20 protein-coding genes and 1 pseudogene are annotated in these 23760 nt (G+C 68.6%); 10 read left to right on the forward strand and 11 right to left on the reverse strand.

What is annotated here, in order from left to right; genetic code table 11:
* Positions 1–2: 2 nt before the first annotated feature.
* From BLU38_RS19655 to BLU38_RS19665, 3 genes are read right to left on the reverse strand one after another with little or no spacing between them, the layout of a single operon-like run.
* Complete coding sequence (locus BLU38_RS19655) at positions 3–443, reverse strand: gamma-glutamylcyclotransferase family protein (RefSeq protein WP_091527137.1); 441 nt, start codon at positions 441–443, stop codon at positions 3–5.
* Between the two features lie 28 nt (positions 444–471).
* Positions 472–1074 carry a universal stress protein gene (locus BLU38_RS19660; protein ID WP_091527138.1) on the reverse strand — a complete coding sequence of 201 codons (603 nt, stop codon included), beginning with the start codon at positions 1072–1074 and terminating at the stop codon, positions 472–474.
* A gap of 11 nt (positions 1075–1085) precedes the next feature.
* The gene (locus BLU38_RS19665) at positions 1086–2537 is read right to left on the reverse strand and encodes an MFS transporter (protein ID WP_091527139.1); all 1452 of its coding nucleotides are present in this window, start codon (positions 2535–2537) and stop codon (positions 1086–1088) included.
* A gap of 195 nt (positions 2538–2732) precedes the next feature.
* Here BLU38_RS19665 and BLU38_RS19670 point away from each other — a divergent pair, with 195 nt between their 5' ends.
* From BLU38_RS19670 to BLU38_RS19695, 6 genes are all read left to right on the forward strand, one after another.
* Complete coding sequence (locus tag BLU38_RS19670) at positions 2733–3785, forward strand: carbohydrate kinase family protein (RefSeq protein WP_091527140.1); 1053 nt, start codon at positions 2733–2735, stop codon at positions 3783–3785.
* On the forward strand, positions 3782–5191 hold the full coding sequence (locus tag BLU38_RS19675; protein WP_231919943.1) for an NAD(P)H-quinone dehydrogenase: 1410 nt from the start codon (positions 3782–3784) through the stop codon (positions 5189–5191). The genes BLU38_RS19670 and BLU38_RS19675 overlap by 4 nt, the downstream gene beginning before the upstream one ends.
* A 2-nt stretch (positions 5192–5193) precedes the next feature.
* Positions 5194–6126, forward strand: coding sequence for a Sir2 family NAD-dependent protein deacetylase (locus BLU38_RS19680; RefSeq protein ID WP_091527142.1), 933 nt, complete (start codon positions 5194–5196; stop codon positions 6124–6126).
* Positions 6127–6149: 23 nt separating this feature from the next.
* Positions 6150–7553: a 3' terminal RNA ribose 2'-O-methyltransferase Hen1 gene (locus tag BLU38_RS19685; RefSeq protein WP_091527143.1), complete on the forward strand. Its 1404-nt coding sequence runs from the start codon at positions 6150–6152 to the stop codon at positions 7551–7553.
* On the forward strand, positions 7550–10129 hold the full coding sequence (locus BLU38_RS19690) for a polynucleotide kinase-phosphatase (protein ID WP_091527144.1): 2580 nt from the start codon (positions 7550–7552) through the stop codon (positions 10127–10129). Before BLU38_RS19685 ends, BLU38_RS19690 begins: the two co-directional genes overlap by 4 nt.
* Before the next feature lie 118 nt (positions 10130–10247).
* Positions 10248–11933, forward strand: a complete 1686-nt coding sequence (locus tag BLU38_RS19695; protein WP_172836185.1) for a purine-cytosine permease family protein — start codon at positions 10248–10250, stop codon at positions 11931–11933.
* Positions 11934–11946: 13 nt separating this feature from the next.
* Here BLU38_RS19695 and BLU38_RS19700 read toward each other — a convergent pair whose 3' ends face one another.
* The 5 genes from BLU38_RS19700 to BLU38_RS19720 all read right to left on the reverse strand — a co-directional run bounded on the left by BLU38_RS19700 (position 11947) and on the right by BLU38_RS19720 (position 16920).
* Positions 11947–12798 (reverse strand): hypothetical protein, encoded by an 852-nt coding sequence (locus BLU38_RS19700; protein WP_091527146.1) that lies wholly within the window; start codon positions 12796–12798, stop codon positions 11947–11949.
* A gap of 102 nt (positions 12799–12900) precedes the next feature.
* Complete coding sequence (locus BLU38_RS19705; protein WP_197679784.1) at positions 12901–14658, reverse strand: acetyl/propionyl/methylcrotonyl-CoA carboxylase subunit alpha; 1758 nt, start codon at positions 14656–14658, stop codon at positions 12901–12903.
* Between the two features lie 42 nt (positions 14659–14700).
* Positions 14701–15555, reverse strand: a complete 855-nt coding sequence (locus tag BLU38_RS19710) for a 5-oxoprolinase subunit C family protein (RefSeq protein WP_091527147.1) — start codon at positions 15553–15555, stop codon at positions 14701–14703.
* The gene (locus BLU38_RS19715; protein ID WP_091527148.1) at positions 15552–16178 is read right to left on the reverse strand and encodes a 5-oxoprolinase subunit B family protein; all 627 of its coding nucleotides are present in this window, start codon (positions 16176–16178) and stop codon (positions 15552–15554) included. The genes BLU38_RS19710 and BLU38_RS19715 overlap by 4 nt, the downstream gene beginning before the upstream one ends.
* A 13-nt stretch (positions 16179–16191) precedes the next feature.
* Positions 16192–16920: a LamB/YcsF family protein gene (locus BLU38_RS19720; protein WP_231920417.1), complete on the reverse strand. Its 729-nt coding sequence runs from the start codon at positions 16918–16920 to the stop codon at positions 16192–16194.
* A 420-nt stretch (positions 16921–17340) separates the two neighbouring features.
* Here BLU38_RS19720 and BLU38_RS19725 point away from each other — a divergent pair, with 420 nt between their 5' ends.
* The 3 genes from BLU38_RS19725 to BLU38_RS19735 are packed head-to-tail and all read left to right on the forward strand — an operon-like array spanning position 17341 to position 20671.
* Positions 17341–17880 (forward strand): DinB family protein, encoded by a 540-nt coding sequence (locus BLU38_RS19725; protein ID WP_091527149.1) that lies wholly within the window; start codon positions 17341–17343, stop codon positions 17878–17880.
* A gap of 47 nt (positions 17881–17927) precedes the next feature.
* Positions 17928–19106, forward strand: a complete 1179-nt coding sequence (locus BLU38_RS19730) for an acyl-CoA dehydrogenase family protein (RefSeq protein ID WP_091527150.1) — start codon at positions 17928–17930, stop codon at positions 19104–19106.
* Positions 19103–20671 (forward strand): acyl-CoA carboxylase subunit beta, encoded by a 1569-nt coding sequence (locus BLU38_RS19735; protein WP_091527151.1) that lies wholly within the window; start codon positions 19103–19105, stop codon positions 20669–20671. The genes BLU38_RS19730 and BLU38_RS19735 overlap by 4 nt, the downstream gene beginning before the upstream one ends.
* 14 nt (positions 20672–20685) lie before the next feature.
* On the opposite strand, the gene BLU38_RS19740 is transcribed toward BLU38_RS19735, so the two are convergent.
* Together BLU38_RS19740 and BLU38_RS19745 are read right to left on the reverse strand one after the other, a co-directional pair.
* Positions 20686–21015: an ArsR/SmtB family transcription factor gene (locus BLU38_RS19740; protein WP_197679785.1), complete on the reverse strand. Its 330-nt coding sequence runs from the start codon at positions 21013–21015 to the stop codon at positions 20686–20688.
* Positions 21012–21470 (reverse strand): SRPBCC family protein, encoded by a 459-nt coding sequence (locus tag BLU38_RS19745; protein ID WP_091527152.1) that lies wholly within the window; start codon positions 21468–21470, stop codon positions 21012–21014. The genes BLU38_RS19740 and BLU38_RS19745 overlap by 4 nt, the downstream gene beginning before the upstream one ends.
* Before the next feature lie 156 nt (positions 21471–21626).
* Here BLU38_RS19745 and BLU38_RS19750 point away from each other — a divergent pair, with 156 nt between their 5' ends.
* Positions 21627–22526: an aminoglycoside phosphotransferase family protein gene (locus BLU38_RS19750; protein WP_197679786.1), complete on the forward strand. Its 900-nt coding sequence runs from the start codon at positions 21627–21629 to the stop codon at positions 22524–22526.
* Here BLU38_RS19750 and BLU38_RS19755 read toward each other — a convergent pair.
* A pseudogene (locus BLU38_RS19755) lies at positions 22500–23671 on the reverse strand (Cmx/CmrA family chloramphenicol efflux MFS transporter). The gene BLU38_RS19750 and the pseudogene BLU38_RS19755 sit on opposite strands and share 27 nt — an antisense overlap.
* Positions 23672–23760: the final 89 nt, after the last annotated feature.

Consider the following 23760-nt stretch of genomic DNA (forward strand, 5'->3'; position numbering starts at 1 on the left):
GATCACCAACCGCTGCGACACGGCCGGGCGCGCAACTCGGTCAGGTAGTCGTCCGGGGCGCCGGCGGCCTGCGCCGCGTCGGCCAACAGTCCGATGGTGCGGGCGCTCGGCAGCCCGCCCTCGAAGTCGTTCAGCGCATAGGTCCAGGCCGGCAGCTCGCCGTCCAGCGTCGACACCCGGACGGTGATCTTGTGATAGAGCCCGGAATCGGCGCTTTCCCAACCGTCCAAGGCCTGCTCGTCGGCCGCCGGCACGTCGTAGAGCCCGACGAAGACCTGCGACCGGCTGTCTTCGGCGAGGGTGGGCAGCGCACCGTCCCAGCCGTCGCCGCCGAAGGTCAACCGCCACCCGGCCAGCCAGCCGGTGCCGCGGATCGGCGAATGCGGGCACCGCTCAGCCATCTGCTGAGGATCGAGGTTGCTGCCGTACGCCGCGTAGATCACGGTCGTCGACGCTACCGGTTCGACCCACTCACTCCGGGGCTGACCCGCCGCCGGTGCTCCGCGACGGCGGCCGGATCCCGGGCCGACCGGAGGTCCCGGCGGACTCCACGAATCCTCGGGCCAGCCACTTGCCGGCGGTCACCAGCGGGCTGTCCGGCTGCTGGGAGATCCGCGGTGGCATCACCACCACCGGGCAGGCCGCGTTGTAGACCAGCCGGTGCGCCAGCATCGGCGTCGTACTCAGATCGGTCCGGCGGGGCGCATCGATCACCAACAACGCGGCAATTCTGCTCAGCGCGGTGAGCACCGACAGCGGGGTGCCCTCCCGGATCTCGCTGTGTGCGGCGTGCTCGGGGCCGATCGCCTGCTGGACGTCGTCATAGAGGGCCGACGCCGCATATTCCCGTTCGCCGGCGACGTCCCGGCTGACCGCAGCCGGTCGACCGGAAGCCGCCGACGGCGGATGCGAGGGGCGCCAGGCCCGGACAGCGAGCAGATTGGCGCCGATCACACCGGCGTAGTCGGCCGCCCATCGCAGGGCGACCGGTGAATGACTGGTCTGGCTGACGCCGACCACCACCAACGGCCGGTCCGGTTGCTCGACCACCTCGTCGGACTGTGTCTGACTCATCGCCGGCCTCCTCAGGCCTGGGACGGAAGATCGACCTTGGACAGCGGATCGGCGACGTCCTCCAGGGACTGCCCCTCGGCGTTGATGCCGATGGCCAGCGCGACGATGCCACCGATGATCATGATCCCGGCGCCGATCAGGAAGCCGACCGTCAACGGTCCGCGGCTGCTGAAGTCACCCATCAACGCGCCGTAGATCACCGGGGCCAGGGCACCGGCACCCTGGGCGACGCAGAAGAAGTAGGAGATCGCCTGCCCGCGGACCTCCAACGGGAAGATTTCGCTGACCGTCAGATAGGCCGAGGACGCACCGGCGGAGGCGAAGAAGAACGAGACGCACCACAGAATCGTCTGCGTTGTCGCGGTCAGCAGATCGGCCTGGAAGAGGATCGCCGAAAGGACCAGCACCAGACCCGCTATCAGGTAGGTACTGAAGATCATCTTTCGTCTGCCGATGGTGTCGAAGAAGTGCCCCAACACCAGCGGACCGGCCAGGTTGCCGATGGCGAACGGGAAGAAGAAGTAGCCGACGTTGGCCTCGCTGATGCCGTAGAAGCCCTTCAGCACGCTGCCCTGGGAGAAGAAGATCGCGTTGTACAGGAAGGATTGGGTGACCATCATGGTCAGCCCGAGGATGGTTCGCTTCGGATACTGCACGATGAACACGTGCACCAGTTGCCGGAACGGCACCGGCGGATGATCGACGACCGCCATCGCCTTCTCCTGCGGCACCGGGGGCAGTTGCACGCCGTCGGCCCGGATGCCCGCCTCGATGCCGTCGACGGTGCTTTCGGCCTCCTCGGCGCGGCCATGGGTCAGTAACCAGCGAGGACTCTCCGGGATGTGCCGGCGCAAGTAGATGATGATCAGGCCGAGCACCGGGCCGATGAAGAAGCCGATCCGCCAGGCCCAGTTGTCGCTGAACAGGTTCTGGGTGGCGATGGTGGCGACGGCACCCAACGCCGCGCCGCCCCAGTAGGTGCCGTTCACGGCGATGTCGACCCGGCCCCGGTAGCGGGACGGGATCAACTCGTCGATCGCCGAGTTGATCGCGGTGTACTCGCCGCCGATCCCCATCCCGGCGATGAACCGGAAGATCCACAGCATCCAGCTGTCCACCGACAGGCCGGCCAGGCCGCTGCCGGCCAGGTAGATGGCGAGGGTCAGGATGAACAGCCGTTTGCGGCCGAGGGTGTCGGTCATCCGCCCGAAGACCAGGGCACCGCAGATCTGCCCGATCAGATAGATGGTGGCGGTGAACCCGACCTCGGTTGCGGTCATCTTGAACTCGGTGGCGAATCCGCCGGCCGAGACCAACTGGATCTCCAGGCCGTCCAGGATCCAACTGACGCCGAGTCCGATCACCACCGACCAATGGAATTTTGTCCACGGCAATCGATCCATCCTGGCCGGAACCAGGCTGATCACCGGTGTCGGAGCACCGGACTGCGCGTGCACGGACATGCTGCCTCCCTCGGGTCTGACTCTCTGTTGACCTCTGGGCGCCGCGGCGGGGTGCCGACCTCGTCGTTGGGAACGCCAATTTCGGAGCATATAGCCAGCGGTGTCGCTGTGACACCTGTTACTTCGATAACGATGTGAGAATCGTTGTCAGCACCTGCACCGACCCTGCCCGGCCGGCTGTGAGAGATTGGCCTCATGGCCCCCGCGAGCTCGCCTGAGGCGATCGATCTGCTGTTCACCGGGGCGATCTTCTGCGACCTGGTCTTCGCCGGGGTGAGCAATCCGGAGGCCGGCACCGAGGTGTACGCCGAAGGATTCGCCATCTCGCCCGGCGGCGCGGCCAATCCGGCGGTCGCTGCGGCCCGGTTGGGCCGACGGACCGCGCTGCTCTCCGAACTCGGCGACGACCTGCTGGGCAGCACGATCCGCGGCACGCTGGCCGCCGAAGAGCTGCTGGAGGTCACCTGGATCGCCGAACGGCACGGCTATCAGACCCCGGTCACGGCGGCGATGACCGGGCCGCACGACCGGCGTTTCGTCACCTACGCCGAGGACGAATGCAACCTGGACTGGCCGTCGGCCGCTCCGCCGGTCGGCGCCGCGCACGTCAGCGTCGACGGCAACCTGCGACCCTGGGTGCAACGTCTGCGGGCCGCCGGGACGCAGATCTACGGCGGCGTCGGCTGGGACGAGTCGGGGTTGTGGAGCGAAGGCGTCCTGGAGCGCCTGGAACAGGTCGACGTCTTCGTCCCCAACGACCTGGAGGCGATGAAGTACACCCGGACGCACACCGCCGAGGATGCTGCGCGGGCGCTCGGAGCCTATGTCGATCTGGCGGTGGTGACCCGGGGCCGGGACGGTGCGATCGCCTACGAACGCAGCACCGATCGGCTGTACCGGTCCGCCGCGGTGCCGATGCGGGCGGCCGACCCGACCGGTGCCGGCGACGTCTTCGTCGCGGCGCTGATGAGCAGCTACGACTACGGCTGGGACCTGACCGAACGACTCCGGCTGGCCAACCTGTGCGCCGCGCTGTCGGTGCAGTCGCTGGGCGGCGCCCGGAGCGCACCGACGATCGGCATGCTGAACCGATTCCTCAGTTCGCAGACCGTCGCCGACGAGGACCTGTTGGCCGACGACCTGCCGGAGGGTGATCAGCTGCTCACCGTCGACTGGCAGCCGGGACCCGAATGGCGGGACCTCAGCGAATGGCTGCGGCACAGTCACATGGAACAATCGCCGTCGTGACTTCAGTGGTGATCGTCGGCGGAGGTCCGGGCGGGTACGAGGCTGCGCTGGTCGGTGCCCAGCTGGGCGGGCAGGTGACCCTGATCGACCGGGACGGCATCGGCGGCGCCAGCGTGCTCACCGACTGCGTGCCGTCCAAGACGTTGATCGCCACTGCCGAGCTGATGAGCGACATCAAAGGCTCCGGGGAGCTCGGGCTGCGGTTCGGCCCGGACGGCGATCAGAACAGCCGCACGGCTGTCCGGGTCGATCTCGGTGCGGTCAACCAGCGGGTCCTGGGGCTGGCCCGGCAGCAGTCGGACGACATCGCCGAACGGTTGCGCCGCGAGGGCGTCGAGATCGTCGTCGGGTCCGGCCGGTTGGACGGTCCGGATCGGGTGCTGGCCAGCACTGCCGACGGTGAGCGGTCCTTCGACGCCGACGTGGTGTTGGTCTCCACCGGTGCGCATCCGCGGGTGCTGCCGGACGCGCAACCCGACGGCGAGCGGATCCTGAACTGGACCCAGCTCTACGAGCTGTCCGAGCTGCCGGAGAAGCTGATCGTGATCGGCTCCGGGGTGACCGGTGCCGAGTTCGCCAGCGCCTACGACGCGCTCGGCGCCGAGGTGGTCCTGGTGTCGTCCCGCGATCACGTGCTGCCCGGCGAGGACACCGATGCCGCCCAGGTGCTGGAAGGTGTCTTCGGTCGCCGCGGGATGCAGGTGATGGCCCGGTCCCGCGCCGCCGCGGTCAGCCGGGACGGTGATCAGGTCCGGGTCGCTCTCACCGACGGCCGTGAGGTGGTCGGATCGCACTGCCTGCTGGCGGTCGGCTCGATCCCGAACACCGACGACCTCGGGCTGCAGACCGCCGGCGTCGCCACCGACGATCGCGGCTTCGTCACCGTCGACAAGGTGTCCCGGACGACCGCCCGCGGGGTGTACGCCGCGGGCGACTGCACCGGTGTGCTGATGCTGGCCTCGGTGGCCGCGATGCAGGGCCGGATCGCGATGTGGCACTCGCTCGGCGACGCGGTCGGGCCGCTGGATCTGGCGTCGGTGTCGTCGAACGTCTTCACCGCGCCCGAGATCGCCACCGTCGGGGTGTCCCAGCAGCAGGTGGATGCGGGGGAGTCCACCGCGCTGTCGGTGATGCTGCCGTTGCGTGGCAATCCGCGGGCGAAGATGCAGGGCATCCGGGACGGCTTCGTCAAACTCTTCTGCCTGCCGGTGACCGGGATCATCGTCGGCGGCGTGGTGGTGGCGCCCAAAGCGAGCGAGTTGATCTTCCCGATCTCGGTCGCCGTCGCCCAGCGGATCACCGTCGACCAACTGGCGCAGGACTTCACCGTCTACCCGTCGTTGTCCGGTTCGATATCCGAGACCGCCCGCCGGATGCACGGCCATGATCAACTCCGCCGGACCTGATCATGATCAGACCGACGAACCTGCGCTTCGGGGCGGACTGGCAGCCGAGTGCCGATGAGGTTCTCGCGGTGCCGATCGATGATCAACTCGACCGGATCGCCACGCTGCTCGACGGACGGCCGTGGACGGCGCTGACCGGTGCCGGGATCTCCACCGACAGTGGGATCCCGGACTACCGCGGGCCGGACTCGCCGCGTGCGACGCCGATGATGTACGCCGAGTTCACCGGCGCCGAGGCCAACCGGCAACGCTACTGGGCGCGCAGCTTCTACGGCTGGCAGCGATCGGTTCGGGCGGTCCCGAACGCCGGTCACCGAGCGCTGGCCGAGCTGGCGGCGTACGGGTTGCAGGGGATCATCACCCAGAATGTCGACGGCCTGCATCGGCTGGCCGCCGGTGACCCGATCGCCGACCAACCTCCGATCATCGAGCGACCCCCGATCATTGACCTTCATGGCCGGATCGCCGACGTGATCTGCCTGAGCTGCGGGCAGTTGACCTCGCGGGCCGATCTGCAGGATCGCCTGCAGGAGTTGAATCCTCAGCTGCCCGCCGAGCTCGAGGTCGATCATGCCGAGCTGCGTCCGGACGGCGATGCGGTGGTGGAGGACTGGAGCGACTTCGTGGTGGCTGCCTGCCTGCGCTGCGGCGGTGTGCTGAAGCCGGACGTGATCTTCTTCGGCGAACCGGTGCCACGGGATCGGGTGGATCGCTGTTATCAGCTGGTCGACGCCGGTCGGGCGCTCCTGGTGGCCGGCTCGTCGCTGGCGGTGATGAGTGGTTTGCGGTTCGTCCGGCACCAGGCCAAGCAGGGCAAGCCGGTGATCATCATCAATCGCGGTGCCACCCGCGGTGACGAACAGGCGACGATCAAGATCGATGCCGGGACGACTCCGGCGTTGACGGGTTTGGCGGAGCGTCTGCGCGGCGCCTGAAACCGGTGTCGGATCGACCCGTGATGCGGCACAATGCAGCGGTGTTCCTGACGATGACCTCGACCGCCGAGCGGGCGACCGACCTGGGCTTCCTGCTGCACAAGCACCCGGATCGGTTCCAGGAGGTGTCGTTGTCGTTCGGGAAGGCCGCGATCTTCTTCCCCGAGGCCGGCCCGGACCGCTGCACGATGGCGATAATGGTCGAGGTCGATCATGCCGAGCGCCGCCGGCGGGGCGATTTCGCGCTGGCACCGTACGTCAATCCGTCGGCCTACGCTGCCTCGTCGATGCTCGCCGTTGCCCTGCGTCGGGTCTTCGGCACGGCGATGAACCGTCGCTGTGATGCCCGTCCCGAGCTGGTCGACAGGACGTTGCCGCTGACCATCGAACTGCCGACGGTTCCGGCCGATGATCATGATCTGCCGCGACGGCTGTTCGAGCCGCTCGGCTGGCAGGTCCGCACCGAGACCGCCCCGCTGGATCCGCAGATCCCGCGCTGGGGCGAGGCACCGTACGTCGCCCTCCGCCTGGATGGGCGACAGACGGTCGCCGACACGCTGCTGCAGCTCTACGTGTTGCTGCCGGTGCTGGGCGGACGCAAGCACTACTGGGTCGGCCCCGAGGAGGTCGACAAACTACTCCGCTCGGCACAGGACTGGCTCGGCGGCCACCCGGAGCGCGAGCTGATCATGAACCGCTACCTTGCCTTCCGGCACGGCTACGTCGAGGACGCCAGCACCCGCCTGGACGGGATCCCTGAGCCTGTCGAAGGGCCGAAGATCCCTGAGCCAGTCGAGGGGCAGCCCACCCTCGCGCATGGCCGCGCAACCGCGGTCCTGCAGGTGCTGGCAGCCGTCGGCGCGCACCGGGTGGTCGACCTGGGCTGCGGCGAGGGTGCCCTGCTGACCCGGCTGGCAGCCGAGCCGTCGATCACCGAGATTCTCGGCGTCGATCCCTCGGCACCGGCACTGGAGCGTGCCCGGCGACGGCTCGCGACGGCACCGCTGGCCGACCGGCAGCGCGACGCCGTCCGGTTGCGGCAGTCCTCCGCCGTCTACCGGGACAACGAACTGGCCGGTTTCGACGCGATCGTGCTGATGGAGGTGATCGAGCACCTCGACCCGGACCGGGTCGGTGATCTGGAGCGGGTGGTGTTCGGATCGGCCAGGCCGGGGACGGTCATCGTGACCACCCCGGATCGGTCGGCCAACGCCGACTATCCCGGCCTGGCTGCCGGTGCGCTGCGGCACCCGGACCACCGCTTCGAATGGGATCGAGAGGAGTTCGCGCACTGGGTCGGAGCCGTCGCCGACCGGTACGGCTACCGGCACCAGCTGGACGGCATCGGCCCGGAAGGCCGGACCGGAGCCGGCGGCCCCAGCCAGCTGGCGATCTTCCACCGGGTCGATCAGGAGGCAGCCCGATGAGCACCAGGGTGGAGATCCCGCGGCTGGCGTTGGTGGTGCTGATCGGCGTCTCCGGGTCGGGCAAGTCGACCTTCGCCGCCGATCACTTCGCCCCGTTCGAGACGATCTCCAGTGACTTCTGCCGCGGCCTGGTCTCCGGTGACGAGAACGATCAGGCGTCCTCGGCCGACGCGTTCGACGTGCTGGCCTACATCGCCGGCAAGCGGCTCGCGGCGGGCCGGCTGACGGTGGTCGACGCGACCAACGTCACCCGGGAGACCCGTCGCCAGTTCGTCCAGCTGGCCCGTGATCACGATGTGCTTCCGGTCGCGGTCGTGCTGGACACCCCGGTCGGCACGGCGATCGAGCGCAATGCGAGTCGGCAGAGTCGTGACTTCGGTGCCCGGGTGGTCAAACGCCAGCATGATCAACTGCGTCGATCGCTGAAGGGCCTGGGCAAGGAGGGTTTCCGGACCGTTCACGTGCTGACCCCGGAGCAGGCCGCCGACGCCGAGATCATCCGCACCCGGCTGCTCAACGATCGCCGTGATGATCATGGTCCGTTCGACGTGATCGGCGACGTGCACGGCTGCCGCTCCGAGCTGGAATCCCTACTGGACAAGCTCGGCTACCGGATCATCCGGGATGTTCAGGGGCGTGCCGTCGATGCCGAGCATCCGGACGGTCGTCGGGCGCTGTTCCTCGGCGACCTGGTGGACCGCGGCCCGGACACTCCCGGCGTGCTGCGGCTGGCAATGGGGATGACCGCGGCCGGGCACGCCGTCGCGATCACCGGCAATCACGAGCACAAGCTGGTCCGAGCCCTCGCACCGCGACGCGGTCGTTCCGGCAAGCAACAGCCCAACACGGCGCACGGGCTGCAGCAGACCCTTGATCAACTGGCCGCTGAGCCGGCGGAGTTCGTCGATCGGGTGACGACCTGGTGCCGGGACCTGATCGCCCATCTGGTGCTGGACGACGGCAAGCTGGTGGTCGCCCATGCCGGGTTGAAGGAGAGCTATCACGGTCGGGCCTCGGGGCGGGTACGATCCTTCGCGCTCTACGGAGACACCACCGGCGAGATCGACGAATTCGGGCTGCCGGTCCGGCTGCCCTGGGCCGAGGACTATCGGGGCAGCGCAACCGTGCTCTACGGACACACCCCGGTCCCCGACGCGGTGTGGCTGAACAACACGCTGTGCCTGGACACCGGCTGCGTCTTCGGTGGCCGGTTGACCGCGTTGCGGTATCCGGAGAACGAGATCGTCGACGTGCCCGCCGAGCAGGTCTGGTGTGAGCCGGCCAAGCCGTTCGGTTCGGTCCAGCGGACCGGCGATGATCTTCAGCTGGGTGACGTGCTGGGACGCCGGGTGATCGAGACCGTCCAGCACGGCCGGATCACCATCGGTGAGGATCAGGCGGCCGGCGCCTTCGAGGTGATGACCCGCTTCGCCCTGCATCCGCGGTGGCTCGGCTACCTGCCGCCGACGATGGCGCCGGCCGCAGCGACCGACCGCGATGATCATCTGGAGTTCCCCGACACCGCCTTCGCCGAGTACGCCGACGCCGGGGTCCGGTCGGTGATCTGCGAGGAGAAACACATGGGCTCGCGGGCGGTGATCATGGTCTGCGCCGACGAGGCCGCCGCCCGGCGGCGGTTCGGCGATCAGGACGAGCGGGGTGGAGGGCGGACCGGTGTGGTCCACACCCGGACCGGCCGAGCCTTCGCCGGCCCGGCGCAGACCGAGGAGTTGCTCGGCCGGCTCCGGGCGGCGATCGGGGCGGCCGGACTCTGGCAGCAGCTCGGCGCGGACTGGCTGCTACTGGACGCCGAGATCCTGCCCTGGTCGCTGAAGGCCGACGCGTTGATCCGTGAGCAGTATGCGGCCACCGGTGCCGCCGGCCGGATGATGCTGCCCGCGGTCCGGGACCGGCTCCGCGCTGCCGCCGATCGCGGTCTGGACCTCGGTGGGCTGGACAGCCGGATCGACCGCCGGTTGGCGGCGATCGACGACTTCAGTGCCGCCTACCGGCCCTACCAGTGGCCGACCGACGGCTGGGGCGGAGTGCAGGTGGCGCCGTTCCAGCTGCTGGCCTCCGGTTCGACCGACGGCGCCGCGACCTACGAGACCCGCGATCATGGCTGGCATCTGGAACTCGCCGATCGGCTGCACGCCGTCGACGCCGAACTGGTCCGGAGCACCCGCCGGCTGTCGGTGCGGACCGACGACCCGGACTCGGTCGCCGCCGGGATCGACTGGTGGACCGAGCTCACCGCGACCGGCGGGGAAGGCATGGTGGTCAAGCCGTTCCCGAATCTGACCCGCGGCAGCAAGGGTCTGGTACAGCCGGGGCTGAAGGTCCGTGGTCGGCAATATCTGCGGCTGATCTACGGCCCGGACTATTTGGAGCCGGTGGAGTTGGCCCGGTTGAAGAAGCGCAACCTCGGCCACAAACGATCACTGGCGCTGCGCGAGTACGCCCTCGGGTTGGAGTCGTTGCGGCGGTTGACCACCGACGAGCCGCTGTGGCGGGTGCATGAGACGGTGTTCGCCGTGCTGGCGCTCGAATCGGATCCGGTCGACCCGCGGTTGTGAGCTGCGGTCGCTGTCACCAGCTGTAGTGCGACTGAAACACCGCTGAAATGCCTGCTCGGCAGGGTGATCACACCGGACCCCCTTCCAGCTGGGGGTCGGCACCGACCGAGGAGTGCCTGTGACCACAGACGTGACCAGTGCCGTCGAGCCGCAAGGTCCCGAAGACGCCGAGAGCAGCAGGTCCGATGCCGCCAGGGCGGCCACCCGGGAGACCCTGGAGGACTACACCCTGCGGTACGCGCCGCGTTCCTACCGTCGATGGCTGCCCGGAGTGGTGGCGACCAGCGCACTGGGCGGCATCGCCTATCTCGCAGACTTCTCCATCGGTGCGAACATCGGTATCGCGCACGGCACCGTGAACGGTCTGCTCGGCATCGCCGTCGCTGCGGTGATCATCTTCGTGACCGGTTGGCCGCTGGCCTTCTACGCGGCGCGCTACAACATCGATCTCGATCTGATCACCCGCGGCGCCGGCTTCGGCTACTACGGCTCGGTGATCACCAACGTGATCTTCGCGTCGTTCACCTTCATCTTCTTCGCTACCGAGGGGTCGATCATGGCGCAGGGTCTGCAGCTGGGACTGCACATCCCGCTGCCGGTGGGCTACCTGCTGTCCACCTTCCTGATCTTCCCGCTGGTGATCTTCGGGATGAAGGTGCTGGCCAAGCTGCAGGTCTGGACCACGCCGCTGTGGTTGTTGCTGATGGTGGTCCCGGTCGGCTACCTGATCATCGGCCACCCGGAGTCGGTGAACACCTTCTTCTCCTACGGCGGGCGGGACGGCGGCTCGGCGAACTTCGCGTCGGTGATGTTGGCGGCCGGTGTCTGCCTGTCGTTGATCGCCCAGATCGCCGAGCAGATCGACTATCTGCGCTTCATGCCGCCGCGGACGCCGGACAACCATCGTTCCTGGTGGCGGGCGGTGATCCTGGCCGGTCCGGGCTGGGTGATCTTCGGCGCAGTCAAACAGATCCTCGGGATGTTCCTGGCCGTCTACCTGATCAGCAACGTGGCCGGTGCGTCGCAGTACGCCAACGAGCCGGTGCAACAGTTCCTCGGCACCTATCAGCAGATGATGCCGCACTGGCTGGCGTTGCTGCTGGCCGTCGTCCTGGTGGTGATCTCGCAGGTCAAGATCAACGTCACCAACGCCTACTCCGGCTCGCTGGCCTGGACCAACTCCTTCACCCGGGTCACCAAACGCTACCCGGGCCGGATCGTCTTCCTGGTGGTCAATCTGGCGATCGCGTTGACCCTGATGGAATTCAACATGTTCGACTTCCTGAACACGATCCTGGGCTTCTACGCCAACGTCGCGATGGCCTGGATCTGCGTGGTCGCTGCCGACATCGGGATCAACAAGTACCTGCTCAAGATCTCGCCCAAGGCCCCTGAGTTCCGCCGTGGCATGTTGTACAACTGGAATCCGGTCGGCGTCGTCGCGCTGCTGCTGTCCGGCGGCATCTCGATCGCGATCTTCTTCGGTGCCTTCGGCCCAGCGGTGCAACCCTTCTCACCGATCTTCGCGGTGGCGATCGCGGTGCTGGTGACGCCGGTGATGGCGATCGTCACCCGCGGCCGGTACTACCTGCGGCGGACCGACGACGGTATCGATCTACCGATGTACGACGAACACGGCAATCCGTCCGACACGACGCTGCCGTGCCACGTCACCGGGCTGGACTTCGAGCGGCCCGACATGATCGCCTCGGCCCGGCGTGGCCCCGACGGTGAGGTCCGCTACCTCAGCTCGCTGGCACTGTCGACGGACCGGACCGGAGAACACGTCCTGCCGCCGCAGTGACCGGCGCGCTGGATCAGTCGCCGCCGAAGAAGTCGCCGAACATGTCGCCGATGCCACCGAACGCGTCGCCGATGCCGTCGCCGATGTCGCCGATCCCGTCCCCGATGCCGCCGAAGGCGTCACCGATTCCGTCACCGATCCCGGCGATGCCCTCACCCATCCCGCCGAACAGGCCGCCGATCGGGTTCATCCCGCCGAACAGCAGCCCGCCGACCATCATGCCGGTCAGCATGTCCGAGCCGCGCCAGCTGCTGTAGTAGCCCTGCGCCCACGGGGCGTAGGCCTGGCCACCCTCCCAGTACGGCACCCGCTGGGCGCCGACCTGGACGGTGCGGATGTAGGGGTCGGCTCCGGCCAGCACTCGCTCGGCGTCGGCCGCGCAGGCCGGTACGTCGCGGACCGAGCCGCCGGCCGGGGCCCATTCGACGTTGCGCACCGACGGTCCGTGGGCGGGGTTGAAGAAGCACGGCGGCCGCTTCTGTGGCAGCGGCTTGTCCTCCACCCGCGCCTTCACGCAGGCGATCGCGTACCGGCCGTCCTCGAGGATCTCGGTGACGTGCTTGATCTCCTCCGGGCGCTGCACCGCGGCCAGCGAGGTCTTGGCGTCCTCGTAGGCGTCCAGCGCGCGCTGGTAGTCCTGCTGCATCGCCTCGTTCAACGGCTGCCCGGCGACGTCGATGTCGAGTCGCTGCAGTTCCTCGCCGAACTTGGTGACATCCTCGTCCGCCGCCCGCTTGGAGGTGCTGAGCTGGCTCTCCAGTTCGGCGCGCTCAGCAGCCTCGCGGCGCTTGGTCGCCTTACGGCTGTAGACCAGCGCTCCGCCCCCGACAACGACGAGGATCAGCAGGAGGAAGATCGATTCCATGACTCCAGTGTGCCAAGTGTGCGAAACCGACCCGCCGACGGCCGCTCATTATTAGGTCATTCTTGGTGGTCGACCCCGTTCCTGGTCGGTCGAGGGTGAGGGTCAACTCGGGGTGATCTCGCAGAGCACCGTGCCGCTGGTGACGGTTTCGCCGACGGCGGCGGTCAGACCGCTGATCCGGCCGGACTGGTGGGCCGACAGCGGCTGTTCCATCTTCATCGCCTCCAGCACGACGATCAGGTCGCCCGCGGCGACCTCGTCACCGTCGGCGACCGCGATCTTCACGATGGTGCCCTGCATCGGTGAGGTGAGCGCGTTGCCGGACACCGCGGCGGCGCCGGTCTTGCGGTCCCGCTTCGGCTTCTTCTTCGCCGGAACGGCCGCGGCCGTGGCGCCGAATTCGGCCGGCAGCGCGACCTCGAGCCGCTTGCCGTTCACCTCGACCACCACGGTGGACTTCTGCACCGGTTCCGGACCGTCGGCCGCCGGCCCGTCGTAGGGCGGGATCCGATTGTCGAACTCGGTCTCGATCCAGCGGGTGTGGACGGCGAAGTCACCGTCGGCGGCGACATAGGCCGGATCGTCGAGCACCGCCCGGTGGAACGGCAGCACCGTCGGCATCCCGCCGATCTCCAGCTCGGCCAGCGCCCGACGGCTGCGAGCGATCGCCTCGGCCCGGTCCGCCCCGGTGACGATCACCTTGGCCACCAGCGAGTCGAAGCTGCCCGGCACGGTCATCCCGGCCCGATAGCCCTCGTCGACCCGGACCCCGGGGCCGGACGGCGGCTGCCAGCTGGTCAGGGTGCCGGGGGCCGGCATGAAGTTGCGGCCGGCGTCCTCGGCGTTGATCCGGAACTCGATCGAGTGACCCGTGATCTCGGGATCCCCGGCAGCCAGCTTCTCACCGTCGGCGATCCTGAACATCTGCCGGACCAGGTCCATCCCGGTGACCTGTTCGGAGACCGGATGTTCGACCTGCAGCCGGGTGTTGACCTCCAGGAAGGAGATGGTGCCGTCGACGCCGACCAGGAATTCGCAGGTGCCGGCACCGACGTAGCCGGCCTCGGTCAGGATCGCCTTGGAGGCGGCGTACAGGGTTTCGCGCTGCTCGTCGGTGAGGAACGGGGCGGGTGCCTCCTCGACCAGCTTCTGGTTGCGTCGCTGCAGCGAGCAGTCCCGGGTGGACACCACCACGACGTTGCCGTGTTGGTCGGCCAGGCACTGGGTCTCGACGTGCCGCGGATGGTCGAGGAAGCGTTCGACGAAGCACTCACCGCGACCGAAGGCGGTGACCGCTTCGCGGACCGCCGACTCGTACAGTTCGGGGATCTCTTCGATGGTCCGGGCGACCTTCAGGCCGCGGCCACCGCCGCCGAAGGCGGCCTTGATCGCGACCGGCAGACCGTGTTCCTCGGCGAAGCCGACCACCTCGGCCGCGTCGACGACCGGGTCGGCGGTGCCGGGGACCAGCGGCGCACCGACCTTCTGCGCGATGTGTCGGGCCTGAACCTTGTCGCCGAGGGCGTCGATCGCCGAGGGCGGCGGGCCGATCCAGGTCAGGCCGGCCTCGATGACGGCGGCGGCGAAGGCGGCGTTCTCGGCCAGGAAGCCGTAGCCGGGATGGATCGCGTCGGCGCCGCTGCGACGGGCCACATCGATCAGCTTGGCGATGTCCAGATAGGTCTCGCCCGGGGTGCTGCCGCCGAGGGCGTACGCGTCGTCGGCGAGCCGGACGAACAGTGAGTCAGCGTCGGGCTCGGCGTAGACGGCGACACTTGCCAGCCCGGCGTCGGCGGCGGCACGGATGATCCGGACCGCGATCTCGCCCCGGTTGGCGACGAGCACTTTGCTGATACCCACAGTCGGTTCCTCCTCCGGCCTCGCTGACCTGACTCGGGGAGTCTAAGGGGTCAGCCGCAGCGTGTCGCCCGGCCGCAGCTGAGCCGCCCGATCGCAACCGTCGGGCGTGACCACCGCGATCACCGGGTAGCCGCCGGTCACCGGATGATTGGACCCGAAGATCAGCGGCAGCCCGGACGGCGGGACCTGGATCGCGCCGCGGATGATGCCCTCGGACGGAAGTTCGGCCGGCTGATCGGTACGCCGCCGCAACGGCTCGCCGTCGAGTCGGACCGCGGTCCGATCGGAGTCCGGCGTCACCGTCCACCGCTGCTCGACCAGCGACGTCAGCGCCTCCTCGGTGAACCAGTCCGCGCGGGGGCCCGGCTCGATGCCGATCAGTGCCGGTGTCACCGGCGGCCGCGGCGGCGGGGACACGTCGGCGGCGGCGAACGGCAGCGATGCGGAACCGACCGGCAGCCGGTCGCCGACTCGCAGCGGCGGCGGTCCGAGCCCGGAGAGCAGGTCGGCCGACCGGCTGCCGAGGACCGCCGGGACGTCGAACCCGCCGCGGACCGCGAGGTAGTTGCGGATCCCGTCCGGTGACGGCAGTACGGTGAGCCGGTCACCGGGGGACAGATGCAGCGGCTGATGGGAGGAGGTCGGTCGGCCGTTCACCGTGGTCGTGGTGGCGGGTCCGGCGACGGCGCACCAGGCCGGGTGATCGGTGCTGATCTCGAGGCCGCCGAGCAGGATCTCGATGCCGGCGCTGTCCTCCGGATTGCCGGTCAGCCGGTTGGCCGCCCGCAGCGCGGCACGATCGGCGGCTCCGGCGACCGGTACGCCGTACTGGGTGTAGCCGGGGCGGCCGAGGTCCTCGATCAGGGCCAGCGGACCGACCCCGGTGATCATGATCATCGGACGAACCGGACCAGGTTGCCGGGTCGCAACGTGGCCGGCGGGTCGGCTTCGGGGTCGAAGAGCGGTAGGTCGGTGTGACCGATCAGTTGCCAGCCGCCGGGGCTGTCCGTCGGGTAGATCGCCGACCACTGATCGGCCAACGCGACCGACCCGGCCGGGACCCGGGTCCGCGGCGAGGACCGGCGCGGCACCGACAACGCCGGACCGGTGGGGGCGAGGTAGCCGAAGCCGGGGGAGAAGCCACCGAAGGCTACGGTCCAGTCCTGCCCGGTGTGGTAGTCGATCAGCTGTTGGACGGTGAGCCGCAGCAGGTCGGCCGTGGCCTGCAGGTCCTCCCCGTCATAGCGCACCTGGACCATGATCACCTCGTGTTGCCGGTTCGATCCGGCGTCCGGTCGCTGGGCCGGCGTCGGCCGGGCCTCGAGCAGCCGGCGGACGAAGGCGCTCGGCAGGTCGGCGTCCAGATGCAGCAGCAGAGTGCGTGCGCCGGGCACCATGGCGCGGATCTCGGGGCGATGCTGATCAAGGAGCCAGTCGTGCATGGCCTGGGAGTCGGCCAGGTCGGCGCATTCCAACAAGCGCGCGCGGGCGCCGTACGGAAGCAGTCGGCGGGTGATCATGATCGGTGGCCCGCTACCCGACGAACGGGCCGATGGCGACGCCGGCCTCGACCAGCGCGGTGCGTACGGTGCGGGCCATCCGGACCGCGCCGGGGGAGTCGCCGTGGGTGCAGAACGATTCGGCCCGGCCGTCGCGGGCGGCCTCGACGGCTCGGAGCGCCGCCCGGTCCGGATCGTCGATCAACGCATCAGGGCGGCGCCGGTCGACCAGCCGGCCGTCGTCGGTGTAATTGCGGTCGATGAAGTATTCGGTGACGGTTCGGATCCCGTTGTCGGCGGCGATCCGCAACACCGCCGAGCCGGGCAGGCCGAGCACCGGCAGCGGCGTCGGCAACGCCAACAGCGCATCGACGACCGCAGCAGCCTGCTCTTCATGATCGACGATCGTGTTGTACAGCGCACCGTGCGGCTTCAGATAGCCGACCCGACCACCGACGCTGGCGGCGATCGCGTCCAGCGCGCCGACCTGATAGATCACGTCCGCGGTCAGATCGTCGGCGGCGATGTCGATGAACCGGCGGCCGAAGCCGGCGAGATCGCGATAACCGACCTGAGCGCCGATCACGACGCCGCGCCGGACAGCCTCGGCGCAGGTCCGGCGCAGGGTGCTCGGATCGCCGGCATGGAACCCGGCAGCGACATTGGCGCTGGTGATCAACTCGAGCATCGCCGGGTCATCGCCCAACTGCCAGCGTCCGAACGACTCGCCGAGGTCGGCGTTCAGGTCGATCTTGATGTCGATGCCCACGACGGCAACAATAGAGGGGTCCGAAATGGACGTGGGGCTCGTCCAAGTATGAGTTGGACGAGCCCCACATTTTGGCCAGGACTGATGACGCTTCCGGCCTCCCCGATGATCCTGTGGTCGCCCCGAGCCCGTCATCGACCGGGCGGCGGGCACAAGTCCCGCCGGATGGACCTTGGTCTTCATCGGATCCCGCTCCCCTTGCGAGGTGCGTGACTAGATTTCTACTCCGACCGTCGGGTGAGCGCAACCCCAACGCAGCAAGAAAATTCGAGGAATTCGTTGTGCACCGACGTGTCCACATCTTCGCGGCCTTCGTCCACCGTTGAGGCCGTGTTGTGCACATCCTCGTCCACAGCCGGTCGTTGTGCAGCGGGGTTGCCGACGCGAGACCGATCGCGACAGTACGCTCGGTGCATGGAACCGCCGCCGAAGGACACCAAGGACTGGACCTGGACCACCCGGATCCGCTGTCCCGACTGCGGTCTGGAGGCCGGCGAGTTGGACATCGCCGAGATCGCCGATCGCACCGAGGCGGCCGCCGCCGAGTGGGTGCAGATCCTCACCCAGAGCCCGGCGGCCGATCGCCGACCGGAGCCATTGGTCTGGTCGCCGCTGGAATACGGCGCGCACGTCCGCGACGTGTTGGAGCTGTACGACGCGCGGCTGGTGTTGATGTTGGTGGAGGACAACCCGAGCTTCCGCAACTGGGATCAGGACGAAGCGGCGATCACCGGTGGCTACGTCAGCCTTGATCCGGATGCGGTGGCCGCCGACATCGCCCGGGTCGCGGAGACCTTCGTCGGCCGGGTCCGGGCCTTGGAGGAGTCCCAGACCGACCGTCGCGGGACCCGCTCGGACGGGGCCGAATTCACCGTGCGAACCTTTCTGCAGTACTTCCTGCACGATCTCGTCCACCACCTCTGGGACGTGACCGGCCAGCAGGCGGAGGCCTGAGATCCAGGTCCTCCGGGAGGGAGTGGTCGAAGGAGGCGAAGCCGACGATGACGTTCGAGCTGAGCAAGGAACATCAGGACTTCCGGGCGGTGATGGCCGAGTTCGCCCGAGCCGAGATCGAGCCGTACGCGGCGGCGTGGAATGCCGAACACCGATTCCCGCTGGAGGCCGTCAAGGCCCTCGGACGACTCGGGGTCTTCGGATTGCACGCGCCGGAGGAGTACGGCGGCGCGGGCGACTTCACCAGTCTGTGCCTGGCGATCGAGGAGGTCGGCCGGGTCGACCAGTCGGTCGGGATCACCATCGAGGCGGCGGTCGGGCTCGGGATCAACCCGATCGCGACCTTCGGTACGCCGGAGCAGAAGGAACGCTGGCTCCCCGATCTGGTGGCCGGTCGAGCGCTCGCCGCCTTCGGGCTGACCGAACCGGAGAACGGCTCCGACGCCGGCGCCACCCGGACCAAGGCTCGGTTGGACGGCGAGGAGTGGGTGATCGACGGCGCCAAGCAGTTCATCACCAACTCCGGCACCGAGATCACCTCCGTGGTCACTGTCACGGCGCGGACCGGCACCCGGGACGACGGTCGCCCGGAGATCTCGGCCATCGTGGTTCCGTCCGGGACGCCGGGCTTCACCGTCGAACCCGCGTACCACAAGCTGGGCTGGCACGCCTCGGACACCCATCCGCTGACGTTCACCGGGGTACGGGTTCGGAAAGATCATCTTCTCGGTGAACGCGGCCGCGGCTATGCCCAGTTCCTGTCCGTGCTGGACGACGGCCGGGTCGCCATCGCGGCCCTCGCACTGGGCTGCATCCGAGCCTGTCGTGATCTTGCCGTCGACTACGCCAAGGAACGCACGGCGTTCGGCGTGCCGATCGGGCGCAAGCAAGGAGTAGCCTTCCCGCTGGCCGATCTGGACGCGATGGCGCACACCGCGGAGTTGCTGGTCTACGCCGCCGCGGCGATGCGGGACTCGATGGATGCCGGAGATCGATCGTCGGCTGCCGCCTACAAACGGGCCGCGGCGATCGCCAAGCTGCAGGCCACCGAGTACGCCGTGACCGCGACCAGGACAGCGGCCCAGGTCTTCGGTGGCTACGGCTTCATGGAGGAGTATCCGATCGCCCGGTTCTATCGGGACGCCAAGATCCTGGAGATCGGTGAGGGAACCTCCGAGGTGCAGCGGCTGTTGATCGCGCGAGGATTGGGACTGGACGTCGAATGAGTGCCGATTCCCCATACCAGGAGCCGATCCAGCGTCCGGAGGTCCCGCACGACGAGCTGATCAGGACGGCACGGGACGCGACGTTGGCACCGACCGAGCGGACGGCGGCCAAGCTGAAGAGCCAGAACAAGCTGTACGTGAGGGACCGGATCGCGCTGCTGTTCGATGATCACACGTTCGTCGAGGACGGCCAGTTGGCCAACGCGCAGAGCGCAGGTCTGCCCGCCGACGGCGTGGTCACCGGTCGGGGACTGGTCGACGGCCGACCCGCGCTGGTGGTGGCCAACGATCCGGGGGTGAAAGCCGGGTCGTGGGGTGCCCGGACAGTGGAGAAGATCATCCGGGTCACCGAGATCGCTGTGGCCGACGAGTTGCCGATCTTCTGGTTCGTCGATTCGGCGGGCGCCCGGATCACCGACCAGGTGGACCTGTTCCCCGGCCGGCGTGGGGCCGGGCGGATCTTCAACAACCAGGTCGCACTGTCGGGCAAGGTGCCGCAGATCTGCTGCCTGTTCGGTCCGAGTGCCGCCGGCGGGGCGTACATCCCGTCCTTCTGTGATGTGGTGATCATGGTCGACGGCAATGCGTCGATGTATCTCGGCTCGCCTCGGATGGCCGAGATGGTGGTGGGGGAGAAGGTCACGCTGGAGGAGATGGGTGGCGCCCGGATGCACGTCTCGGTCTCCGGCTGCGGTGATCAACTCAGTCCCGACGACGAGGATGCGATCGAACAGGCCAAACTGTTCTTCAGCTATCTGCCGGGCAATTGGCGTACACCGCCGCCGGTCTGGTCGGCGGCGCCGCCGGCACGTGACTTCACTGCCGACCTGGTACCGGCCGCGGAATCTTCCGGCTACGACATCAACACCGTGATCGAGGCGATCGTCGACGAGGACTCCTTCTACGAGACCAAGCCGCTGTTCGCGCCGGAGCTGGTGACCGGATTCGCAACCCTGGAAGGAAATCCGGTCGGGATCGTCGCCAACCAGCCGGCCGTCAAGGGTGGCGTGCTGTTCGTCGACTCCGCCGACAAGGCGGCGCGCTTCATCTGGCTCTGCGACGCCTTCGGCATCCCGTTGTTGTATCTGGCCGACGTCCCCGGTTTCATGATCGGCAGTGAGGTCGAGCGGATGGGCATCATCCGACACGGCGCGAAGATGATCACCGCTGTCGCCGAGGCGACGGTGCCAACCATCTCCTTGATCGTCCGCAAGGCCTACGGCGCCGGTCTGTATGCGATGGCGGGACCGGGCTTCGGTCCGGACGCCTGCCTCGCGCTGCCGACCGCGAAGATCGCGGTGATGGGCCCGGAGGCGGCGGTGAATGCGGTCTATGCCAACAAGATCGCCGAGATCATCGACCCGGCGGAGCGAGCGGCCTACATTGCTCGACTGGAGGCCGAGTACACCGAAGACATCGACATCCTCCGGCTGGCCTCGGATCTGATCATCGACGGCATCGTCGAGCCCGGTGACGTCCGCCGCGAACTGGTCGCCCGGTTCGCGGCGGCGTCGACCAAGTCCCGACGCCGTCCGGAGAAGCGGCACGGTGTGCCGCCCGTCTGATCAAGCCCGTCTGATCAGTCCGTCTCGGCGCGGCTCTTGACGTCGCGCAGTCGCCGGCGCCAGGCGTTCGCATGCTCGGTGAGCCACTCGGTCGGCTGCTGGAGCCCCTCGGCGCGGACCTCGTAGAGGACCTCGCGGCCTGAACGTCGGGTGCCGACCAGTCCGGCGGCCTCCATCTGCTTCAGGTGCTTGACCACTGCCTGTCGGGAGATGATCATCGGCGCGGCCAGGGTGGAGGCTGACTCCGCGCCCCGGCCGAGCCGATCCAGCAGAGTCAACCGCTGTTCGTCCCCCAGGGCGGAGAAGATCTGAGCCTGGCGGGACGGTGTCGCCGACCCGGTCAAGCCGACCGCCGCCGATCTTCGACCGTGGACTTGGCGACCGCCAGTTCGGTCCGCCAACCGGAGGTGTTGCCGTCGATCTGTCGCAGGATGTCGGCCTGCTCTCCGGGCAGGGTGGCGAACCCGCTCTCCCGGACCTTCAGGGTGACGCCGCCGGGCCGGTCCTCGACCCAGAATTCGGTGGTGGTGCCGGGGCCGTCCGGGTGCGGGTCCTCGCTGTCGGTCAGCCAGCGGAAGGCGACGTAGCGCGGCTCGTCGGCAGCCACCGTGGCGATCGGAAAGGCGCCGTGGGCGGCGTCGGTGACGATCACCAGGCCGTCGCGTTCCTCGATCAGGTGTTCGCGATAGCTGCCGTCATTGATCCACCACCCGGGTTCGCTGATCAACGGCCAGACCTGTTCGGCTGTTGCGTCGATCTCGATGCTGTCCTCGATGGCGTCGGTGATGACGTCGGTCATGGCTTCTCCTTGGGTCTATGTGCAACTTGATAGTTGCACATAGTGAGGTTATGTGCAACCCAAAATGTGCAGGTCGTCGGCGGTAGGCTGCGATTCCGGTGCTGCACACGGGGTGGGCCATCGGGAGTCGATGGCAGAGCGGAGGTTCGGATGCGGATGCCCACAGCAGAGGTCGATGTGACGGCCGAGCTCGTCCAGAAGTTGATCATGGGGCAGCACCCGGACCTGGCCGACGAACCATTGACGTTGATCGCCAACGGCTGGGACAACGTGATCTTTCGGCTCGGCGCCGACCTGACCGTACGGCTGCCTCGCCGCGCAGCCGCGGCACAGTTGGTGATCAACGAACAGCGCTGGCTGCCGGAGCTGGCCGATGGGCTTCCGGTCCCGGTGCCGACACCGGTCCGGATCGGCCGGCCGGCCGAGGACTATCCCTGGCACTGGACCATCGGCCGCTGGCTGCCGGGCCGTCCGCTGATCGACATCCCGGTGGCGGATCGGTCAGCGGTGGCCGGACCGCTCGCCGAATTCCTGGCCGCCCTGCATCGGCCGGCGCCGGACGATGCTCCGTACAATCCGGTCCGTGGCGTGCCGCTCGTCGACCGGACGGCCCTGGCCGCGGAGCACTTCGAGAGCGGCCACGTCACCGACGGCGAGCGGCTGCGGCCGCTGTGGCTCGAGGCATTGGCGGCACCGGCCCGGTCCGGTCCACCGCTGTGGGTGCACGGTGACCCGCATCCGGCGAACGTCCTTGCCGATCACGGCCTGGCCGCCGTGATCGACTTCGGGGACATCACCGGCGGCGATCCGGCCACCGACCTCGCCACCGGCTGGCTCAGCTTCGATCGATCCGGCCGACAGATCTTCCGTGATCGCTACACCCGGCTGACCGGTGTCGATGACGCCACCTGGGTCCGGGCCCGCGGCTGGGCGATCGCGATCGGGATGGCGTTGGTCGTCAACTCCGATGATCATCCGCAGTTGCTCGCCGTCGGTCGGCACGGCTTGGCGTCGGTGCTGGACGACGGGTCAGCGAGCCTTCCTGGTCAGGCGTAACAGCAGTCCGACGACGGGCAACGCGATGGCGGCAAGGGCTGCGCTGATGACGACCGACCCGACGGTGTCACCGCTCGCCGTGAGCATTGCCCCGCCGGCGACCGGACCGCCGGCCGCGCCGACGTTCAATGCCAGCGTCGCATAGGCGCCGCCCAGGGTCGGTGCACCGGTCGCTTCCTGCAGCACCCGGGCGATCACCGTGCTGCCCAGTCCGACAGTGCGCCCTGGATCAGCACCAGGATCAACAGTGCCGCCGCGTGCCCTGCCAGCACTGTCATGGCCAGCCAGCCGAGCATCAGCAGCGGCGTCGTCGTGATGATCACGGCGTCACCGTGCCGATCCGCGAGTCGGCCCGCGACCGCGACTCCGACGGACGAGCCGATGCCGAACAGCACCAGCGCGCCGGGAACCCATGACCGGCTCAATCCCGCTGTCTGGGTGACGATCGGGGCCAGGAAGGTGTAGCCGGCGAAGGTGGCGCCGTTGATCAACGCGCCCAGCAGCATCGCCAGCAGCAGTCGGGCGGCACCCAACTGGCCGAGCTCGGAGCGCGGACTGGTCGCGCTGACCGGTTGACCGGCGGCAGGACCGACCCGTGACCGTTCGGATGGCAGGCTCCGGGCGATCCCGGCCGCAGCCGGTACGCAGAGCAGTGCGATCACCCAGAATGTCGCCCGCCAGTCGAACAGCGTGCCGAGCAGGGCACCGCCCGGCACCCCGGCTACCGTCGCCACGGTCGTCCCGGACAGCAGGACCGCCAGTGCACGGGCGCGACGATCGGCCGTGACGAGCGAGACAGCGGCCCCCAGGGCGACGGCCAGAAAGCCGGCGTTGGCCAACGCGGCAGCGAGCCGGGTGATCAACAGCATCGCGAACGACGCCGTGAGCGCACCGATGACGTGAACGGCGGCGAACACCGAGACGAAGATCAACAGACTCGCTCGGGTCGGCAATCGGCGTACCGCCAGGGCCATCAGCGGTGCGCCGATGATCATCCCGACGGCGAACGCCGACGTCAACAGGCCGGCGCTGCCGACCGAGACGTCGAGACCGGCGGCGATCTCGGGTAACAGCCCTGCGAGCATGAATTCGGAGGTGCCCATGGCGAACACGGCCAGGGCAAGCAGATAGAGCGAGAGCGGCATCGAAGCTCCGAGGTCGAGACGGAAGAAGACAGGTCGTCTCGGCGCCGCGGTCAGCGCGGGATCTGAAGGATGGTGATCAGTTGGCGCGG

Source organism: Microlunatus soli, assembly GCF_900105385.1.
In the GTDB taxonomy this organism is placed as follows: domain Bacteria; phylum Actinomycetota; class Actinomycetes; order Propionibacteriales; family Propionibacteriaceae; genus Microlunatus; species Microlunatus soli.

Coding starts and splice junctions, on each gene's coding strand:
- BLU38_RS19680 (WP_091527142.1), top strand. CDS start 5,194: ATGATCAGACCGACGAACCTGCGCTTCGGGGCGGACTGGCAGCCGAGT.
- BLU38_RS19735 (WP_091527151.1), top strand. CDS start 19,103: ATGAGTGCCGATTCCCCATACCAGGAGCCGATCCAGCGTCCGGAGGTC.
- BLU38_RS19725 (WP_091527149.1), top strand. CDS start 17,341: ATGGAACCGCCGCCGAAGGACACCAAGGACTGGACCTGGACCACCCGG.
- BLU38_RS19665 (WP_091527139.1), bottom strand. CDS start 2,537: ATGTCCGTGCACGCGCAGTCCGGTGCTCCGACACCGGTGATCAGCCTG.
- BLU38_RS19730 (WP_091527150.1), top strand. CDS start 17,928: ATGACGTTCGAGCTGAGCAAGGAACATCAGGACTTCCGGGCGGTGATG.
- BLU38_RS19690 (WP_091527144.1), top strand. CDS start 7,550: ATGAGCACCAGGGTGGAGATCCCGCGGCTGGCGTTGGTGGTGCTGATC.
- BLU38_RS19660 (WP_091527138.1), bottom strand. CDS start 1,074: ATGAGTCAGACACAGTCCGACGAGGTGGTCGAGCAACCGGACCGGCCG.
- BLU38_RS19685 (WP_091527143.1), top strand. CDS start 6,150: ATGCGGCACAATGCAGCGGTGTTCCTGACGATGACCTCGACCGCCGAG.
- BLU38_RS19670 (WP_091527140.1), top strand. CDS start 2,733: ATGGCCCCCGCGAGCTCGCCTGAGGCGATCGATCTGCTGTTCACCGGG.
- BLU38_RS19745 (WP_091527152.1), bottom strand. CDS start 21,470: ATGACCGACGTCATCACCGACGCCATCGAGGACAGCATCGAGATCGAC.
- BLU38_RS19715 (WP_091527148.1), bottom strand. CDS start 16,178: ATGATCACCCGCCGACTGCTTCCGTACGGCGCCCGCGCGCGCTTGTTG.
- BLU38_RS19750 (WP_197679786.1), top strand. CDS start 21,627: ATGCCCACAGCAGAGGTCGATGTGACGGCCGAGCTCGTCCAGAAGTTG.
- BLU38_RS19710 (WP_091527147.1), bottom strand. CDS start 15,555: ATGATCATGATCACCGGGGTCGGTCCGCTGGCCCTGATCGAGGACCTC.
- BLU38_RS19700 (WP_091527146.1), bottom strand. CDS start 12,798: ATGGAATCGATCTTCCTCCTGCTGATCCTCGTCGTTGTCGGGGGCGGA.